13 protein-coding genes and 1 pseudogene are annotated in these 18225 nt (G+C 72.8%); 10 read left to right on the forward strand and 4 right to left on the reverse strand.

Annotated elements, in window-relative coordinates:
• The 5 genes and pseudogenes from ACLEQD_RS15860 to ACLEQD_RS15880 form a co-directional block, all read left to right on the forward strand.
• Positions 1 to 3824 (forward strand): annotated as a pseudogene (locus ACLEQD_RS15860) (hypothetical protein); the annotation flags it as partial.
• Between the two features lie 58 nt (positions 3825 to 3882).
• Positions 3883 to 4305 carry a hypothetical protein gene (locus ACLEQD_RS15865; RefSeq protein WP_410384917.1) on the forward strand — a complete coding sequence of 141 codons (423 nt, stop codon included), beginning with the start codon at positions 3883 to 3885 and terminating at the stop codon, positions 4303 to 4305.
• Positions 4306 to 4329: 24 nt separating this feature from the next.
• Positions 4330 to 5181, forward strand: a complete 852-nt coding sequence (dapF, locus tag ACLEQD_RS15870; protein ID WP_410384918.1) for a diaminopimelate epimerase — start codon at positions 4330 to 4332, stop codon at positions 5179 to 5181.
• Between the two features lie 34 nt (positions 5182 to 5215).
• On the forward strand, positions 5216 to 7066 hold the full coding sequence (locus ACLEQD_RS15875; protein ID WP_410384920.1) for a response regulator: 1851 nt from the start codon (positions 5216 to 5218) through the stop codon (positions 7064 to 7066).
• Between the two features lie 24 nt (positions 7067 to 7090).
• On the forward strand, positions 7091 to 8590 hold the full coding sequence (locus tag ACLEQD_RS15880) for a DUF4388 domain-containing protein (RefSeq protein WP_410384922.1): 1500 nt from the start codon (positions 7091 to 7093) through the stop codon (positions 8588 to 8590).
• Between the two features lie 9 nt (positions 8591 to 8599).
• Here the strand turns inward: ACLEQD_RS15880 and ACLEQD_RS15885 are convergent, their stop codons facing one another.
• Positions 8600 to 9973 (reverse strand): cytochrome P450, encoded by a 1374-nt coding sequence (locus ACLEQD_RS15885; protein ID WP_410384924.1) that lies wholly within the window; start codon positions 9971 to 9973, stop codon positions 8600 to 8602.
• A 132-nt stretch (positions 9974 to 10105) separates the two neighbouring features.
• Between ACLEQD_RS15885 and ACLEQD_RS15890 the strand changes: the two genes are divergently transcribed.
• Together ACLEQD_RS15890 and ACLEQD_RS15895 are read left to right on the forward strand one after the other, a co-directional pair.
• The gene (locus tag ACLEQD_RS15890) at positions 10106 to 11134 is read left to right on the forward strand and encodes an AraC family transcriptional regulator (protein ID WP_410384925.1); all 1029 of its coding nucleotides are present in this window, start codon (positions 10106 to 10108) and stop codon (positions 11132 to 11134) included.
• Between the two features lie 46 nt (positions 11135 to 11180).
• Positions 11181 to 11819 carry an RNA methyltransferase gene (locus ACLEQD_RS15895; protein ID WP_410384927.1) on the forward strand — a complete coding sequence of 213 codons (639 nt, stop codon included), beginning with the start codon at positions 11181 to 11183 and terminating at the stop codon, positions 11817 to 11819.
• Between the two features lie 13 nt (positions 11820 to 11832).
• Here ACLEQD_RS15895 and ACLEQD_RS15900 read toward each other — a convergent pair whose 3' ends face one another.
• A complete protein-coding gene (locus ACLEQD_RS15900; protein ID WP_410384928.1) occupies positions 11833 to 12075 on the reverse strand; it encodes a hypothetical protein in 243 nt (80 codons plus the stop codon).
• 142 nt (positions 12076 to 12217) lie between these two features.
• On the opposite strand from ACLEQD_RS15900, the gene ACLEQD_RS15905 reads away from it, so the two are divergent.
• On the forward strand, positions 12218 to 12769 hold the full coding sequence (locus ACLEQD_RS15905) for a tetratricopeptide repeat protein (RefSeq protein WP_410384930.1): 552 nt from the start codon (positions 12218 to 12220) through the stop codon (positions 12767 to 12769).
• A complete protein-coding gene (locus tag ACLEQD_RS15910; RefSeq protein WP_410384937.1) occupies positions 12706 to 13542 on the forward strand; it encodes a tetratricopeptide repeat protein in 837 nt (278 codons plus the stop codon). The genes ACLEQD_RS15905 and ACLEQD_RS15910 overlap by 64 nt, the downstream gene beginning before the upstream one ends.
• Here ACLEQD_RS15910 and ACLEQD_RS15915 read toward each other — a convergent pair.
• Both ACLEQD_RS15915 and ACLEQD_RS15920 read right to left on the reverse strand, forming a co-directional pair.
• Entirely contained in the window at positions 13523 to 14842 is a 1320-nt protein-coding gene (locus ACLEQD_RS15915; RefSeq protein ID WP_410384932.1) for a M16 family metallopeptidase, read from the reverse strand. The genes ACLEQD_RS15910 and ACLEQD_RS15915 overlap by 20 nt on opposite strands.
• Positions 14839 to 16380 carry an ATP-binding protein gene (locus ACLEQD_RS15920; RefSeq protein WP_410384934.1) on the reverse strand — a complete coding sequence of 514 codons (1542 nt, stop codon included), beginning with the start codon at positions 16378 to 16380 and terminating at the stop codon, positions 14839 to 14841. Before ACLEQD_RS15920 ends, ACLEQD_RS15915 begins: the two co-directional genes overlap by 4 nt.
• A gap of 123 nt (positions 16381 to 16503) precedes the next feature.
• Here ACLEQD_RS15920 and ACLEQD_RS15925 point away from each other — a divergent pair, with 123 nt between their 5' ends.
• Entirely contained in the window at positions 16504 to 18030 is a 1527-nt protein-coding gene (locus ACLEQD_RS15925; protein ID WP_410384936.1) for a hypothetical protein, read from the forward strand.
• The last annotated feature ends 195 nt before the right edge of the window (positions 18031 to 18225 follow it).

The raw sequence follows: 18225 nt of genomic DNA on the forward strand, positions 1-18225 counted from the left end.
AGCGGCTGGCGGCGGCGGAGACCGAGCGCGTCCGGGTGGAGGCCGCGCTCGTGCAGGCCATCGACGCGGAGCGGGCCCAGGCGCAGGCACGGCTGGAGGAGGCGTTGGCCCAGGCCCGCGCGGAAGCCGACGAGCGGGTCACGAACGCGCTGGCCACCGCGCACTCCGACGCGGATTCGCGGCAGGAGCGTGCGCTGGCGGAGGCCCGTGAGCAGGAGGAGGCACGGGCGGCGCAGGCGCTGGATGCTGTCCGGGCCGACGCGGATGCCCGTGTCGAACGTGCGATGGCGGAGGCCGCGCAGGCCCTGACCGAAGTCCGGGCCGACGCGGATGCGCGTGTCGAGCGCGCGTTGGCGGAAGCGGCGCAGGCGCTGACTGAAGCCCGGGCGGATGCGGACGCGCTGCTGGCGAAGGCGTTGGCGGACGCGGCGGCCGAGCGGGATGCGGCCCTGGCGGAAGCGGAGAACCGGCGGGAGCAGGCCCTTGCCGAGGTGCGTGCCAGCGCCTCCGCTCAACGGAGCAAACACCTGGCGGACGTCGAGGCCCGTGCGGCGCAAGCGCTCGCGGAAGTGCGTGCGGAGGCGGAGGCCCAGCGCATCCAGGCCCTCGAGGATGCCCGCGCCGAAGCCGAGGCCGAGCGGGTCCGGCAGCTGGAGGAAGCCGAGCTCCGCGCGGCGCGGATGCTCGCCGAGGTTCGCGCCGAAGCCGACGCGGTCCTCGCCCGGCGGTTGGAGGAAGCCGAAGCCCGCGCGGCCCGTGCGCTCGCGGAAGCCCGCGCGGAGTCGAGCGGCCAGACCGAGCAGGTGCTCTCCGATGTCCGCGCCGAGGCGGAGGCCCGGCTCGCGGCGGCGGAGGCGCGTGCCGCGGAAGCCCTGGAGGCCGCGGTCGAACACGCGCGTTCGGAGGCCCGGGACACGCTGGCCCGTGAGGTGTGGGAACACGGGGCCCGGCTCGCGGAGTCGAACCAGGCCCGCGAGGCCGCCGAGGGACGCAACGCGGAGCTGGAGGCAACGCTCCGCACGCTGCGGCAGGAGCTGACCGACTCGGAAGCCCTGGCGGCGCTCATCCAGGAGGACCTGGCGCGGGAGCAGAAGGCCCGGGCCTCGGTGCAGGCGGAACTCGACGCGGCTCGCGAGTCGCTGATCACCGAACAGGAGCGGGGGGCTCGCTGGGAGGCGTTGCTCGCCGACACCCAGGCGCAGCTGTTGTCGGAGCGCGAGCAGCAGGCCCGCGCGCAGGTGGCGCTCGCGAACCTGCAGGAGTCGCTCGACGCCGAGCGGGCCCTGCGCGCCCGGCTGGAAGGGTCCGAGTCCTCGTGGAACGAGGCCCAGAGCGCGCTGGAGGCGGACCGGCTGCGGCTGGATGCCGCGCTGGGCGTGGCGCGCACGGTCCTGGAGGAGGAGCGCGCGCAACGGACCCGGCTGGAAGCGTCGTTCGCCCAGCTCCAGAAGGACTCTGCCTCGGCGCTGGAAGCGTCGCGGGCTTCGGCACAGGAGGCCCGGACCCAGCTCGAAGCGGAGCTGTCCACGGCGCGGGCCGCGCGCCTGTCCACCGAGGCCGCGTTCGAGCACACGCGCCAGACCCTTTCGGAGGTCCAGGCCGCCTTCACCGAAGCGCAGCGCACGAACGAAGCCGCGTTGCTGGAGCTGCGACAGGCGCAGGCGACGGCGCAGGAAGAGGCGCGTGCGAACGCTCGGGAGCTGGAAGAGGCCCGTGCCGCGCTGGCGGACGCGAAGCAGACGCAGGCTGCCCAGGACGCGACGGTGCGCGAGCTGCGCGCGGAGCTCACCGAGGCGCGGCGTTCGGAGGTGGAGGCGCTGTCCTCGCTGGATGACGCCCGCATGCAGGAGGCTCGCGACCGCGAGTCGCGCGAGAAGGACGAGGCCGTGCTCCGCTCGGAGCTGGAGACCCTGCGCGCGGAGTCCGCCGCCCAGCGGGAGCGGCTGTCCGAAGCGGAGCAGGCACAGGCCGCTGTCCAGGCCCGGCTGGAATCCGAGCGGCTCCAGTGGGAGGCCACGGCGCGCGAGCAGCAGGCCCGGCTCGCGGAAGTCGAAGCCCGCCGCGCCGCCCTGGAAGCGTCGCTGGCGGACACCGAATCCCGCTACACCGAGGAGGCCGCACGCCTCCCCGCGATGCAGCAGGCCCTCACGGAGGCCGAGGCCCGTCTCGCGACCGAGACCACGCGCCTGGCTTCACTGGAGCAGGCCCTGGCGGAGGCGGACGCTCGTCACGCCGCCGAATCCGCGCGCCTGGCTTCACTGGAACAGGCTCTGGCGGAGGCGGACGCCCGTCACGCCGCCGAGACTACGCGCTTGGCTTCGCTGGAGCAGGCACTGGCGGAGGCCGAGGCCCGGCTTGCCGCGGAGTCCTCGCGGCGCTCCGAGCTGGAAGCCGCTCTCGCGGAAGCGGAGTCGCGGCACGCTACCGAGTCCACACGCCGGGCCGCGCTCGAAGCGTCGCTCGCGGAGGTCGAGTCCCGGCAGGCCGCGGAGTCCACGCGCCGCTCCGAACTGGAGGCGTCCATCGCCACGGCGGAGGCCACGGTTGCCGCCGAGTCCGCGCGCCGCTCCGAACTGGAGGCCTCGCTGAAGGAAGCGGAGTCCCGCCTCTCCACGTTGGAGCAGGCTCTCGCGGAAGCAGAGAAGCGCTCTGCATCCGAGACGTCGCGACGTGTCGGGTTGGAAGCTTCGCTGACGGAGGTCGAGTTCCGGCTCGCCGCCGAGACCTCGAACCTCAGCGCGCTGGAGGATTCGCTCGCGCAGGCGGAGGCCCGGCTCGCGGCGGGCTCGCAGTCGCAGGACGCCGCACGCGAGGCCGAAGCACGGGCCGCGCGGCTCACGGAGTCCCTGACGGCTCGCGAGCAGGAGCTGCGTGAGGCCAGCGCCCTGCGGGTCTCCATGGAAGCGCAGCTGGAAGGCGCGCTCTCGCGGACCGAGCGTCAGCAGCAGGACCTGGACGAGCTGCGCGAGCAACTGGGCTTGAAGGAGCAGGAGCTGACGGCCCTGCGCGCGGAGACGGCCCGGTTGGGCGCGGCGCACCAGGAGCTGATGCGCCTGGGGGCCGAGCTGCAACGGGCGCACGCGGCGCTGCATGAGCGGAGCCAGCAGGTCGGCCGGCTGGAAGCGGAGCTGGTGGACGCCAGCGACCGGCTCGCCGCGACGCGCGAACACGCGGAGGTGCTCGTGGTGCAGCTCGAGACCGCGCGCCGCTTCGCGGGCAAGGCCACGAACCTGGAGGCGTCGCTGGAAGGCCTGCGCGCCGAACTGGAAGCCGCGCGCGCGGAGACGGCCCGGCTCACGCAGACCGGGAACGAGCGCACGGCCACCCTGGAAGGACAGCTCGCGGACCTCACCGCGCGCGCGGAGCAGGAGCGCGCCGAACTGGAAGCCCGCCTCACGAGCGTCGCCACCGAGAAGGCCGAGCTGCAGGTGCGCCTCGCGGAAGTGTCCTCGCAGGCCGGGACGGAGCAGGCGGAGCTGGAGCTGCGCCTCACCGAAGCGCTCACGAGCGCCGGCACGGACAAGGCGACGCTGGAGCTGCGGCTCAACGAAGCCCTCGCGAGGCCAGCCTGGAGAAGGCTGAACTCGAAACGCGCCTCAACGAACTGCTCGCCAACGCCGGAGCGGAGAGGGCCGAGCTCGAAGCGCGGCTCACCGGGGCCCTCGCCCAGGCCGCGACGGCCCAGGCCGAGCTCGAAGCCCGCCTCCACCAGTCCGCCGAACAGGCCCGCGAATCCCTCGCCGCCCTGGAGGCCCGCCTCGCCACCGCGCTCGAGGAGGCTCGGACCGAGCAGGCCGCGCTGGAGTCCCGCGTCGCCGCCCTGACCCAGGCCACCGCCGACGCGAGGCCCAGGCCCGCCGCGCGGACGCCGAGCGCACCGCCATGGCCTCCGAACGCGAGCGCCTCCAGTCGGACCTGACGGTCGCCCGGGCCGCCCGCGTCCGCCTGGAGGGCCGCACCAACTCCCTGGAGACCGCCGCCGCGGATGCCGTGCGCATCCTGGACGCCGAGCGCGCCGAGCGCGACCAGCTCGCCGCGCGGATCCGCGAACAGCAGGCCCGGCTGGAAGCGCTCGAAACCGAACGCGAGACGCTGGTCCAGGCCCTGGAGGAAGCGAAGACTTCCGCCGCCCCGCCCCCGGAGGACGTCCTGGAGATGGCCGCGGAGATGGAGGTCCTCCAGGCCCACGTGGAGAAGATGCAGGACCAGCTCGCCGCCCGGGAGGCCGAACTGGCCGAGCTGCGCCGCGCGATGCCCGCCCTGGACGTTCCGTCCGCGCCCAGGAAGGTCGGCGAGCGCGAATAAACGCCGCCGTCTACACTTGCCCCCGTGGACGCAAGCGAACGCATCTTCAAGTACCACGGGCTGGGCAACGACTTCGTCGTCCTGGACCGCCGCCGCACGGGCGTGGACATCGACGAGGAGCAGTCCCGCTGGCTGTGCGACCGGCGCCGGGGCATCGGCGCGGACGGGGTGCTCGCCATCCTCCCGTCGTCCCGGGGCCTTGCCCGCATGGTCGTCCACAACGCCGACGGCAGCATCGCGGAGATGTGCGGCAACGGCCTGCGCTGTGCGGTGAAGTATCTGGTGGACCAGTCCGGCCAGCACCCCGCGCTCATCGACGTGGAGACCGGGGCGGGCGTGCTCACCTGTGAGCCCGGCTACGGCGATGGTGGCGTGGTGGGCGTGGACATCTCCATGGGGCCGGCCCGGCTGGTGGCCTCGAACCTGCCCTCCGGTACGACGGGACAGCCTTTCGTGAACGCTCCCGTGCCCGGCCACGAAGGCCTGCCCGGCACCGCGGTGAACATGGGCAACCCGCACCTGGTGCTCCTGGATCAACCCCTGGAGGCCGCCGAGCGCCTGGGCCCCGCCCTGGAGCGCCACCCGGCCTTCCCGGACCGCACCAACGTGGAGTTCGTCCGCGTGGACGAGGACGGCCTCACCGTCGTCGTCTGGGAGCGAGGCTGCGGCCTCACCCAGGCGTGCGGCACGGGCGCGTGCGCGTCCGCGGTGGCGGCGGTGCTGGCGAAGCGCCTGCCCTCGAACGCCTGGCTGCGCGTCACCCTGCCGGGCGGCGACCTGCGCATCCGCGTTCCGGACGACCTGTCCGACATCCGGCTCCGGGGCCCGGTGTCCTTCGTCTTCGAAGGCGTTGTAGCGCTTCCAAGGGCCCGATAACCTTCGGTTTTCCTCCCTTCGCCCCCCGAGCGCCGTGGCCGGTCCCATCCTCGTCGTCGACGACGACCTGTTCTTCCGACAACTCGCCACGGACCTGCTGTCACGCCGCGGGCACCGCGTGGTGGCGGTGGAGAACGCCACCCTCGCCCTGGAAGAGGTGTCCCGGGCGACGTTCGACCTGGTCCTCACCGACGTGGTGATGCCCGGCGTGGACGGCTTCGCGCTCACCGCGCGCCTGCGCGAGCGCGACCCCGAGCAGGAGGTCATCCTCGTCAGCACCCGCGACGACGTGCAGGGCTCGGAGGTCGCGCTGCGCCTGGGCGTGGCGGACTGCCTCACCAAGCCCATCGAGGAGGCGGACCTGCTGCTCGCGGTGGACCGCGCCATGGAGCGCGCCCAGCTGCGCCACGAGCGCGCGCGGCTCCAGGACGAGAACCTGGAGTTCGCCCGCTTCCACAACCTCCAGCAGCGCTGCCTGGAGCTGCTGTCCCATCCGGACCTGGAATGGCTCCAGGAGCGCGTCATCGCGGACCTGGGCGCGGTGTGCGACGCGCAGAGCGCCGCGCTGTGGGTGGTGGACGACCGGGGAGACCTGGCGCTGCGCTCGTACCGGGGCCTGCTCGACAAGCAGTTCCTGCCGGAGAAGATGAGCCCGGAGGGGCCGCTGTCCCTGCGCCTGCGCGAGGCCGCCCCGTGGCTCGCGCGCGACGAGCGCTCCCCGGTGCTGTACGTGCCGCTGGTGGCCGCGGGCGAGGTGATGGGCCTGGCGCAGCTGTCGGATCCGCTCACCGGCGACTTCCGCACGGAGCACACGCGCGACGCGAAGGTGCTGGCGGACTTCGCGGCGGTGGGCGTGAAGAACGGCCGCAAGCTGATGGCGCTCCAGCGCCTGGGCCTGCGCGACCGCGACACCGCCGCGTACAACCTCAGCTACTTCACCGACTACGCGTCCAAGGAGATCTACAAGGCGCGCAGGTACGGCCGCACCTTCTCGCTGCTCACCTTCAGCATCGACAACCTGCCGCTGGTGCGCGTGCGGCTGGGCGCGCAGGACGCGAAGAAGGCGGTGCGCGGCATCATCAAGGCGCTGAGCAAGATCATCCGTGACTCGGACGTCATCGCGAAGGCGAGCGACCAGGAGTTCTACCTCCTGCTGCCGGAGACGGACTTCTTCGGCGCGATGATGTTCGTGCGCCGCGCCGTCGCCGCCGTGCGCGACGAGCCGGAGGTGCAGGACGTGGAGCAGCGCCTGCCGCTCGCGCTCGTGGGCGGCGCCAGCACGTTCCCCAAGGACGGCGAGGACTTCGACGAACTGGTGCACCGCTGCCGCCGCCGCATGGACGAGCGCCGCGCGTCGCTCCAGCGCCGGCTGATGCTGGACGGGCTGCCGTTCTGGGACGAGGTGGATCTGCTGCTGGGCACGCCCAACAGCCCGCGCCTGCCCACGGACGACCGCGCCGAACCCAGCCGCCGGGGCAAGGTGGCGGACGTGCTCTTCGACGAGCTCCAGGTGGAGATCGCCCGGGAGCTGGTGCGCGACCCGGGCTCGCGCGGGCTGCTCTACGTGGGCGGCCCGGAGATCCGCGCGGACCTGCCGCTGGCGGTGGGGCTGGAGCAGGCGCCGCCGGACCTGTCCTCGCGCATCTACCTGCTGGGCCGGCGCGTGGACCTGGAGTCGCACGCGGCGCTCACGCCGGTGTTCCTGGAAGGCGACGAACGGGTGGCGCGCCACGAGTTCATCCTCTGGCTGTCGGAGAGCGCGTCGTACGCGCTCATCCAGCGGCGGGGGCGGGGCGCGACGTGGGGCTTCCACACCTCGGACACCGCGGTGGTGGACGGGCTCATCTCCAAGCTGCAGGCCGAGTACGACCTGCAGCCCTACTGACGTCACGAAGCGGAGCAAGCGACCTTGGCCCAGGTGCGGAAGATCCTCATCGCCGACCCCGATCTCGACTCGGTGCGCGCCCTGTCGCGGGCGCTGCGCACGAAGGGCTATCAGGTGCACTACGCGCCGGATGGCTCGCGGGCCCTGGAGGTCGCGGTGCTCCGGCACCCGGACCTGACGCTCTTCGACGAGGCGTGCCGGCTGCTGGACGCGCGCACGTTCGTGCAGATTCTCCGCACCAACCCGCGCACGGAAGACATCCCGGTGGTGCTCACCACGTCCAGCCTGGACACGGACCGGGCGCGGGGCATGCGGGACGGCACGCTGCGCAAGCCGTTCAACCTGGACGAGGTGCTCAGCCGCATCGAGCACATCTTCCGGCGCAACGAAGCGGCCAAGGACCTCAAGAGCGAGCAGCAGGAGATCGAAGGCTCGCTCAGCCAGCTGAGCATCCCGGACCTCATGCAGATTCTCGGCATGAACAAGCGCAACGGGCGCCTGTCGCTGGAGCGCGGCGCGGAGCGCGGGGAGATCACCGTCTCCGACGGGCGCACGGTGAACGCGCGGCTGGGGAGGGTGGAGGGGGAGAAGGCGCTGTTCCGGCTCCTGTCGTGGACGGAGGGCAACTTCACGTTCACCCCCGGCACCAGCGCCGCGCGGCCGCGCATCAACCGCGCCATGGACGACGCGCTCCTGGAGGGCATGCGGCAGTCGGACGAGGTGAACCGCCTGCTTCCGGGCCTGCCGCCGCGCCACACGCGGCTGATGCTGGCGCCGGAGGTGGACCTGTCCGAGGAGCAGCACCCGGTGACGGCGCAGGTGATGGAGCTGCTGCGCCAGCCTCGCGCGCTGGGCGAGGTGCTGGACCTGGCGCCCGCCACGGACATGGAGGTGCTGGGCGTGCTGTCCACGCTGCTCCAGAAGGGCGTGGCGCGGCCCACGGAGAGCGAAGGCCAGAACCTGGGCGGTGGCGACCTCATTGGCGCGGCGGAGGTGCACGCGCTGCGCGGACGCCTGCTGCGCACGCGGACGCTGTCGAAGGTCGCGACGGCGAAGGTGTTCGTCTGCGGCAGTGGTTCGTCCGCGGCGCGGCGCATCCTGGCGCGGGTGCCGGGGCTGGAGGCGATGTCGGCGGACCCCACCGCGGTGAAGAGCGGCTTCGGGACGCTGGGGCGGCTGGAGCTGAGCGACGTGCTGAATGTGGACTTCTGCGTGCTGCCGCCCGCGGAGGCCGCGCGCCCCCTGTGGCGTCCGTTCAGCGCGGGGGCCATTGGCGCGCTGTTGATGGACAACTCCGAGCCCGCGGTGCGGCTGGCGCACTATCTGGCGTGGGAGGTCCGCATCCCGCTCGTCGTCGTGGGCTCGGAGATCCCGGCGCCGTTGCAGGGCGCTCCGGCCGGCGTGAGCGCCCCGGGTGAAGACCTCACGGAGGCCCTGCGCGCGATGTTGGTCCAGGCGCTCAACCCCGCGCCCACGCTGCCCGGCGTCACGCAGGTGCAGCGCGCCTCCGTGACGCCTCCCTGAGACAGAGGCTCAGGCCCGGCGCTCCAGGTACATGGGGAGCGCGCCCTTCGGCCGCAGCGTCAGGTATGAATCCGGCTCCAGCGTGAAGCCGGGCGCTTCGCGCAGGCGGTAGCGCTGGGCCACGGTGGCCAGCACGAGCTGCGCCTCCATCATCGCGAAGCTGTTGCCGATGCACTGCCGCGGCCCGCCGCTGAAGGGGAAGTACGCGAAGCGGTGTCGCTTCGCGGCGGCCTCGGGGGCGAAGCGCTCCGGACGGAAGGCCTCCGGCTCCTCCCAGAAGTCCGGGTGGCGCTGCGTGACGTAGGGGCTCACGTCCACCGAGGTCCCCTTCGGGATGCGGAAGCCGCCGATGACGTCGTCCTCCTGCACGCTGCGGCTGAAGATGACCGCCGCGGGGTACAGCCGCATCGCCTCCTCCACCACCTGCTTCGTGTACCCGAGCCTCGGCACGTCCTCCGCCGTGGGCGTGCGTCCCCCCAGCACCGTGTCCAGCTCCGCGTGCAGCCGGGCCTCCACCTCCGGATGCTTCGACAGCAGGCCCCACACCCAGCTCAGCGACGTGGCCGTCGTCTCGTGGCCGGCGAGGAGCATCGTCATCACCTCGCTGCCCAACTGCTCATCCGTCATGCCCTCGCCCGTGTCCTCGTCGCGCGCGAGCATCAACATGGAGAGCAGGTCGCCTGTGTCATCACCGCTCTGGCGCCGCGTGGCGATGATGCCCCGCACCGTTCCCAGCAGCATGGCGCGCGCGTCCCGGAAGGCCCGGTCGTAGCGGGTGGGCAGCACGGGCGGCAGCATGCGGAAGGTGCGGAACCGCTCGGCGATCTGCTGGCTCAGCTCGGTGAAGGCCGCGCCGACCTGTTCGGCCTGGGCCTCCACGGAGGTGCCGAACAGGGCCTCCCCGACGATGGCGAGCGTCAGCCGCATCATCTCCTCGTTGATGCCCACGGGCGTTCCATTCGCGGCGGCCGGCTCCCAGCGCTGGAGCAGTGCTTCCGCCTGGCGCACCATTCCGGCGGCCATGCCCGTGATGCGCTGCCGGTGGAAGGCGGGCTGGGCCAGCCGCCGCTGCCGGAGCCAGAAGTCCCCCGTGCTCGTGAGCAGGCCGTTGCCGGTGATCCACCGGCCCATGCGGTAGGTGAGGTGGTCCTTCGTGTAGTTCTTCACGTGGTCCTGCAACACGTGCTTCACGGCGTCCGGGTGCGCGACGAGGTGCGAGCGCATCGGGCCCAGCCGGTAGCGCACCACGTCGCCGTACTGGCGATGGAGGCTTCCCAGGCAGCCCAGGATGTCGCGGCGCACGTCGGGCAGGATGCCCATGAGCAGGTGGCCCCGGGGGCCGGGGGGCTGACGGGTGGCGGGGACGGTGGCGGCGGTGGTCATCGGGCGCTTCCTCCTGGAGGGAGGTATCGCGCCCCGACGCCCGGCGCGCATGGTCCCGGGGCGCCAACGCATTGTCCGCGGACGCCACGGCGCATTGCGAGGGAAGGGGGCGTCAGGCCATGCTGGCCCGCGATGCGTCCCCAGACGCTCCAGTCCTCGCTGTTCCGCCCCCTGTTCCAGGTGGGCATGTCGCTGGGCATCGCCCGGGAGCGGCTGCTCGAGGCGGTGGGCGTGGATGAAGCCCTGCTCGCGCGGCCGGACGTGCGGCTGCCCTACACGGCGCTCCATCGCGTGTGGACCCTGCTCGTCGAGGTGGGCGGCTCCGAGCCGCTGGCCGTGCGGCTCGCGCAGGCCCTGGAGCCCACCCATGTGGGGCTCGTGGGCTACGTGCTGGTCAACAGCCCCGACCTGCGCACCTCCCTCCAGCGCTATTGCCGCATCCACGCGCTGCTGGACCCGCGCACGACGTGGCGCGTCCTCCATTTGCCCGGAGTGATGCGCGTGGAGCTGGAGCTGGATCCGCAGGATGAATGGGCCTCGCGCCTGAAGCACCCGGTGGAGGGGCTGCTCGTGGCGCTGGTGGCCAGTGGCCGCGCGCTCAGCGGCGAGGACTGGCGTCCCACGCGCGTCTGCGTCACGCACCCGCGCCACGCGGCCTCCGCGGAGGTGGAGGCGTTCCTTGGCGTCGGCATCGAATACGACGCGAGCACCAACCTCGTGCAGGGTGACGAGGCCGCCGCGTTGCTCCCCATCCGCCACGCGGACATCGAGCTGGGCAACCTGCTCCACGCCCGCGCGGAGGCGGAGCTGGCGCGGGTGGAGGCCCAGCGGGTCCGCTCCTGGCGCGAGCGCGTGGAGGAGGTGCTCGCGGCCAAGCCCCGCACGGGGGACCTGGTCCCCGCGGACGTCGCGACGCGGCTCGCGGTGAGTGAGCGCACGCTCCAGCGCCGCCTGCGGGAGGAGGGCGTCACGTTCGCGAGCCTGGAGGACGCCGTGCGCCGCGACCGCGCCTTCCAGCTGCTGCGCGACGGACAGTTGCCCCACTTTGAAATCGCCTTCCTCCTGGGCTTCAGCGACGCCAGCGCCTTCACCCGGGCCTTCCGCCGCTGGAGCGGGACGACGCCGGGCCAGTGGCAACAGGCGCAGGTCCCGAAGCCGTGAAGGGAGCAGGCACCGGAATCCGTCCCTCTCGCGGAAGGTTTTCCCCATGGGCGCGGCACCCGCCGCGCCGGAGAGGGGAACACGGATGATCAAGACGCTGAGGGACGCGGAAGAGCTGGTGCGCACGCGCCACGTCATCACCGAGGTGCCCACCCACGGGCCCACGTCCCTCGTCGAACAGGTCATGGGCGGCCGGCCCACCGGCAGCTGGCGGGACCACGCGAAGGGGCGCCTCGCGTACCGGCTGGGGCGCATGTTGCGCGCGTCGAAGGACGTGCTCGCGGTGCGGCTCGTGGAAGGCAAGGTCGCCTTCGTGGACCCCACGCTGTGGCCCGCCGTCTACCGCGTCGCCATGGAGCCCGCGCGCCGCCGCCCGTCCCTCCAGGGGCTGTCCGCGGAGGCCCGCGCGCTGCTCTCCACCGTGGAGCGGGACAGGCGCGTCCGGCTGGAGAAGGAGGGGCCGTGGACCAAGGCCCGCGAGGCCCTGGAGGAGCGCCTGCTGGTCCACTTCTCGGAGGCGCAGGAGGACGACGGACGCCACGTCGCGGTGCTGCGCTCGTGGCGGGACTGGGCCTCCGTGACGCTCCAGGCGGACGCGGCCCGGCTGTCCTACGAGGACGCCCAGGCGCGGCTGCGGGCGGCGTGTGACGGGGCGCCCACGGGCTTGGGGCCCTGGGTGTTCTGAAGCGCGCCGGGCCTCAGGCCGCTTCGTCCAGGACTTCCAGCGCGTCCCTCACGCCCGGCAGCCGGGCGAGCAGCTCGTACTCCGCGGGCTGGAGCATGGACACGCGGCGGCCCGCGACGCGCTCCATCCACAGCTCGATGCGGTGGTCGCCCTCCGGGTTGACCTGGCGGCTGATGCGGGCGCGGCGGCCCTCCTTCTGGCAGGCGAGGATGTCCTGCTGGAGGCTGCGCAGACGGCGGAACACCTTCAGCGCCATTCGACCCTCGGGGGTGTCGAACGTGTGGAAGTGCCGGTTCCGCGACAGCGGCCGGCTTGGGTCATGAAGCCTCTCCACGAGGCGGCGCACGAAAGGGTCCATCGACGGGGAAGGATAACATCCGGTACCCTGTCCCTCAGCGATGCCCCCTCGATTTTTCCCCCGTCCATGGACGCTCGTCCTGCTCCTGCCGCTTGCCTGCAAGGACCCGGAGACGGCGGCCGCGCAGAAGCAGGCCGTCCAGGTCCAGAACTCCCTCTCCGAGGGCCGTGACGCGCTCAAGCAGGGCCAGTACGTCCGCGCCATCTCCGCGCTGCGCAAGGCCGCCAACGCCGCGCCGGAGAGCGTGGAGCCGCTCCTGCTGCTGGCCCGGGCCCATCAGGGCGCGGGCAACCCGGGCGCCGCCATCCTGACCCTCAAGCAGGCGGAAGGCCTCCTGCCCGGCACCGACACCGTCATCCAGAAGCAGCTCGCGGACCTCTTCCTGGGAGAAGGGCAGCTTGCCCCGGCCATCTCCACGCTCGTGTCGCTGCGGGACGAGGGCAAGCTGTCCAACGAGGACATCCTGGCGCTGGCCCGCCTCCAGGCGCGGCAGGGCACCCGGACGAGGCCTTCACCACGCTGGAGCGCATCCTCCGGGAGCGCCCGGACGACGCCGCGGCGAAGACGGTGGAGGCCGAAATCCTCCTCATGAAGGGCGAGGAGCTGCTCGCGGCCAACCTGATGGACCGCGTGCTCCAGGCCTCGCCTGGCTTCACGCCCGCGCGGCTGTTGCGCGCCCGCTACTTCCTGATGAGCGGCGTCTACGACATGGCGGAGGCGGACCTCCAGGCCGTGCCGCCCGAGGACGCGGACACCACGGACGTGGTGGCCATGAAGGCCCGCGTGCTCATGGCGATGAAGCGCCCGGCGGAGGCCGAGGGTGCGCTCAAGAAGCTGGTGGAGGACGACGCGGACAACGCGGAGGCCATCGCGTGGCTCGCGGAAATCGTCTGCGCCCAGGGCCGCGCGTCGGAGGCCCAGCAGCTGGTGGACCGCGCGCTGCACCTGCGCCCGCGCTTCGCCCGCGCGCTGTACGTGCGCGGACGCGTGCTGGAGGAGCAGGGGGACGCACGCGCGGCGGAGGACAGCTACCGCTTCGCCCTCAAGACGGAGCCCTCGTTCGCGCCCGCGCTGTCGCGCCTGTGGCGGCTGCACCTGAAGGCCGGCCGCAAGCCGGAGGCGCAGGACGTCCTGGAGCGGTTGATGGGCCTGGGCGAGGGAACCGCGGAGGAGAAGGCCGCGCTCGCGAACCTCTACGCCCAGTTCGAGACGCAGCTGCCGCGCGGCAAGAAGCTCATCGAAGAGGTCCTGAAGCGCGAGCCGCAGAACCCCGAGTACCTGCGCATCCAGAAGGCCATCGACAAGGCGACGCCCCGGAAGAAGAAGGCCCCGTCGGGGCCCATCATCATCCGCGGGCGGCGCTGACGGCGGCGGCGGAGGAGGGCAACCCCTCCGCGTCCGCGACGACCTTCTCCAGCGCCTTGAGCCCCTTGCGCTGGCCCACCGCCACGACGAGCAGGTTCTCCCGCGTGAAGTAGCGCCGGGCCACCTCGCGCACCCGCGCGGCCGTCTGGCGGTCCACCTGATCCGCGCGGTGGCCGAACGTCTCCGGCGGGCGGAACAGCTCCACGCCGCCGAACCACCCGGCCAGCTCCCCCGGCGAGTCCTGGGAGAACTCCAGCAGCATGCGGTGGCGGCGCTTGGCGCGGTTCAGCTCCTCCTCGCTCGCGTCCTTGTCGCAGAGCTCCGCGAGCACGCGCAGCGACTCGGCCACCACCAGCGCCGCCTTCTCCGGCGCGCTGGCCGCTTCAATCTCGAAGAGGCTGATGTCGTGGTACGTGTCCAGCCCGGCCTGCACCGAGTACGCGAGCCCGCGCTTCTCCACGATTTCGAAGGGCAGCCGCGAGGACAGCCCGTCGTCCAGCAGGCGCCTCAGGATTTGCAGCGCGGGGAAGTCCTCGTGCTGCTCCGGCACGGCGCGGAAGGTGAGCTTGAACTCCGTCTGCGACTCGTCGTGGGTGACGAAGTGGAAGTGCGGGCCGGGGCCCAGCGGGGGCGGCGCGCTCTCCGTGGTGGCGCTGCCCTTCGGCAGGTGGGCGAAGGCGCGCTCCGCCAGCTCCAGCACCTCCGAGTGCTTCACGCTGCCCGCGGCGGACACCACCAGGTTGCCGGCCACGTAGTGCCGGGCGAAGTGCTCCAGCACCTGGGCGTGGGTGAGGGCCTTCACGGACTCGGGGGTGCCGGCGATCTTGAGGGACAGCGGGTGGCCGGGGAACAGCAGCCGCTTGGACAGGTTGTCCAGGTCGATGTCGCGGCCCTTCTCGTCCACCTCGTCGAGCATCTCCTCCAGGATGATCTGCCGCTCCACCTCCATGTCGGTGAGGCGGGGGCGGGTGAGCATGTCGCCGATGACGTCCATCCCCACCCGCAGGTGCGCCGGGTGCAGCGGGGTGTAGTAGTAGCCGTGGTCGCGGGTGGTGGCGCCGTTGAGGTTGCCGCCCACCTCCTCCACGGCGGCGTTCATCTTCACCGTGTCCGGCCAGCCCTCGCTCCCCCGGAAGAAGAGGTGCTCCAGGAAGTGGCTGACGCCGTTGTTCTCCACCGTCTCGTGGCGGCTGCCGGTCCGCACGTAGACGGCCAGGAGGGCGGTGTGCAGGTGGGGCGTTTCGACGGTGACGACGCGCAGCCCCGAGGGCAGCACGTCCCGGTACGGTGTAAAGCTCATGCGCGGGGAAGCCTTAACACGAAGGTCGTTCCCTGGCCGGGAATACTCTGGCAGGAGAGCGAGCCCCCGTGGGCCTGGAGGATCTGTTGGCTCACCGCGAGCCCCAGGCCGGTGCCGCCCTCCTTGGTGGTGAAGAAGGGCTCGAAGAGGTGGCGGCGGACCTCTTCCGTCATGCCGTTGCCGGTGTCTCGCACGGTCACCTCCACGTCGCCGTCGCGCGGGGCGGTGGCCACGGTGAGCCTTCCCCCGGTGGGCATGGCCTCGCGGCTGTTGCGCAGGAGGTTGAGGAACACCTGCCGCAGCTGCCCCTGGTCCGCGAGCACGCGGGGCGTGCCGGGCGCGAAGTCGCGCACCACCTCCACGCCCGCGCGCACCAGCTCCTCGCGGGTGAAGTCGAGCACGCCGTCGAGCACCGCGATGATGTCCTCCGGCTCCAGGTCCGGCCGGGCGGGGCGGGCCATGCGCAGGTACTGCTCGGTGACGTCGGTGAGGCGGTCCACCTCGTGGGTGACGGCGGAGAGCAGCTCGCGCGCCTCCGTGGCGGTGTCCTGCGAGTCGAACTTCGCGCTGCCCACCGCGTCCTGGAGCAGCTCCACGTTGAGGCCGATGGAGGACAGGGGGTTGCGCACCTCGTGGACGATTTGAGCGGAGATGCGGCCCACGGCGGCCAGCTGCTCCGCGCGCATCAGCGCCTCGGCCTGGGACTTGAGCTGGGCTTCGCGCGCCTGGAGCGAGCGGGCCATCTGGTCGAACTCGCGCGCGAGCAGCGCGACCTCGTCCTCGCCGCGCACGCCCAGTTGGGCGGAGTAGTCACCGCGGCCGATGCGGGACACGCCTTCAATCAGGGTGCGCACCGGGCGCAGCGTGCGGGCGGACCACGCGGTGACGCCCACGCCCACGCCAATGGCCATGATGGACAGCGCGATGATGGTGAGGCCGGTGCGGCGCTCGCGCTCCTCCGCGCCGTCCACGCGCTCGCGGATGCGGTTGCCCAGCGTCGCGCGCAGCACGCGCAGCTCGCGGCCGATGGCGCTCTCCAGCTGGCGCAGCTCGGCGGTGGCGCGCGCCACCTCCTGGCTCTCGGGGGACTCGGACGCGAGCGCGGTGAACACGGCCTCCACCGCGTGGCCGTAGGCCTGGGAGTTGCGCGACAGGTCCGCGAAGCGCGCGTCCAGCTCCTTCACGAAGGGCACCTCGCCCTCGGGGGCGAAGGTGAGCACTTCGCGGGCCTTGGCGCGGGCGGCATCCAGGCGCTGGGCCATCTGGGGCGCGTAGTAGAGGCTCGCCAGGCGGATGAGCGCGCGGCGCGTCTCCACGCTGTTCTGCTCCAGCACGCGCTCGGTGTCCTTCTCCTGGCTGGTCTGGAAGGTCTCCAGCGCGGCGGCGTCCTGGGACAGCTGGAGGTAGCCCTGGCTGACGAGCCGTATCTCCAGCCGGTTGCGGTGCAGCTCCGCCACGCTGAACAGGGACACCGCCCCGAACGTCAGCAGCACCAGCGCGTAGCCCAGGAAGATGCGGGTGGCGAGCGAGAGCTTCATGGAGGAGGGGACAGGACATACGTCCTGGGGCGGGCGCATTACAGCGCAATCCCCGCCGCGCCGCCTGCTTCCGGCCGTCTGGACTCCACCCCTCCGGGGAGGGGGGCTGGTAGCGTCCACCGCATGGCTCCGCGCTTCGTCCGCCCCACGCTCCTCACCGCCCTGCTGGCCCTCACCCCCGCCTGCGGGGAGAAGGAGGTCCGGCCCGGCCTGATCCTCCTCTCCACGTCCTGTGCCGGCACCCAGCCCCTGGCCGGGGTGACGCACCTGCGCTTCCGCGTGACGGGCCCGGGCCTCGACGCGCCCCGGGAGCGGGTGTCGACGGTGAACTGGACCTGGGCGCGGGACGTGCCCACCGTTCCGCCTGGCGCCGACCGGGTGCTGGAGGTGCGGGCCTACGTGGGGGCACCGGATCAGGGCGGCCAGCTGGTCTCGCTGGGCCGCTCGCTGCCTTTCAGCGTGTTCGACGGGGAGGATGAGCCGAATCCCCAGGTGCGGGTGCTCCTGCGGCGGCTGGGCGAGTTCGTGCCGGTGAACCGGGCGTCGGATCCGAGCAGTTGCTCGTTGCCGGTGGAGGCGCGCGCGGCGCACACGGCCACGACGCTGCCCGATGGACGGGTGCTCATCGTCGGAGGCTATGAGCCCCGCGCGGACGGGACGCGGCCTGTGTCCGCGACCACGGAGGTGTTCGACCCGAGGGAAGGCACGTTCATCCCCGGACGGGACGTGGGCGCGCGGGCCTTCCACACGGCGTCGCTGCTGCCGGACGGCCGCGTGTTGCTGGCGGGCGGCGCGGAGTCCTTCGCTCCGGTGACGTTGCAGCCCACGGCGCGCCTCCTGGAGCCGACGACGGGCGCCGTGAGTGAGCATTCGCTGAAGGCGGCCCGCTACCAGCACGCGGCGGCGGTGGATGCGGCGGGGCACGTGCTGCTGGTGGGAGGACGCGCGGCGGACGGAAGCGAGGTGTTCACGGCGGATGCCTTCGACAGTGCCTCCGGCCGCTTCGTCGACGTGTCCGGTGAGGTGCGCCGTGTCGACACGACGCTGACGGTGAGGGAGGACGGAAGGACCTTCCTGATGGCGGGCGGCGCGGACACCACGGGGCCGGTGCCGGAGGTCCTGGCCCTCGGCTTCAACGGGACGGACCTGGAGCGCCTGGCGAACGTGCCGCCCCGGCTGCGCGTGCCCCGCGTGGGCGCCGCCGTGGCGGTGCTGGGACGGCCGGACGAATCACCCCTCCCGTTGTTGATGGGCGGCTTCGACGGCGTGGACCCCTCCCAGGGAGCGCAAGCAGTGGGGGCCTCCGAGGTGCTGGAGAACGAGACGACCGTTCGCGATGGCCCCGTGCTGATGCCCCGGAGCAACCCGTGCGTGGTGTCGCTGCCGGACGGCCGGGTGATGGTGCTGGGAGGACGGGGCACGGGCAGCGGCACGACGTACGCCGTCCCGTGGGTGGAGCTGATCACCCCGCACGCGGGCTCGCAGCCCACCGTGCTGGGCCTGCCGCTGATGCCGCAGCCGCGCGTGTGGCACACGTGCTCCGCGCTGCCGGACGGCTCCGTGCTCGTGGTGGGCGGCGTGGACGACAGCACCGGGGAGCCCCGCGCCAACTCGGAGGCCCTGGTGATGATGCCGCCGCCGCGAGACTGAACGGCGGGCACCCGGAAACACGAAGGCCCCGCGTCCCGGTGAGGGGACGGCGGGGCTGGGTGCTTCAGGCGGGGACGCGGATCAGGCGTTGGACGGCGGGGCCTCGGTGGGCTTCGCCTCGCCCTCGGTGGACGCCGGGGCGGCGTGAGGCCGGGGCGGCGGCGGGGGCCTGCCGTCGGCGTGGCCGGGGCGGCG

This window comes from Corallococcus sp. 4LFB (assembly GCF_046520365.1).
Taxonomy (GTDB): domain Bacteria; phylum Myxococcota; class Myxococcia; order Myxococcales; family Myxococcaceae; genus Corallococcus; species Corallococcus caeni.

Excerpts from the sequence above, each read along its gene's own strand:
- ACLEQD_RS15890 (WP_410384925.1), top strand. The coding sequence starts at position 10,106 with ATGCGTCCCCAGACGCTCCAGTCCTCGCTGTTCCGCCCCCTGTTCCAG.
- ACLEQD_RS15925 (WP_410384936.1), top strand. The coding sequence starts at position 16,504 with ATGGCTCCGCGCTTCGTCCGCCCCACGCTCCTCACCGCCCTGCTGGCC.
- ACLEQD_RS15895 (WP_410384927.1), top strand. The coding sequence starts at position 11,181 with ATGGGCGCGGCACCCGCCGCGCCGGAGAGGGGAACACGGATGATCAAG.
- ACLEQD_RS15900 (WP_410384928.1), bottom strand. The coding sequence starts at position 12,075 with ATGGCGCTGAAGGTGTTCCGCCGTCTGCGCAGCCTCCAGCAGGACATC.
- ACLEQD_RS15865 (WP_410384917.1), top strand. The coding sequence starts at position 3,883 with ATGGCCTCCGAACGCGAGCGCCTCCAGTCGGACCTGACGGTCGCCCGG.
- ACLEQD_RS15915 (WP_410384932.1), bottom strand. The coding sequence starts at position 14,842 with ATGAGCTTTACACCGTACCGGGACGTGCTGCCCTCGGGGCTGCGCGTC.
- ACLEQD_RS15905 (WP_410384930.1), top strand. The coding sequence starts at position 12,218 with ATGCCCCCTCGATTTTTCCCCCGTCCATGGACGCTCGTCCTGCTCCTG.
- ACLEQD_RS15885 (WP_410384924.1), bottom strand. The coding sequence starts at position 9,973 with ATGACCACCGCCGCCACCGTCCCCGCCACCCGTCAGCCCCCCGGCCCC.
- ACLEQD_RS15920 (WP_410384934.1), bottom strand. The coding sequence starts at position 16,380 with ATGAAGCTCTCGCTCGCCACCCGCATCTTCCTGGGCTACGCGCTGGTG.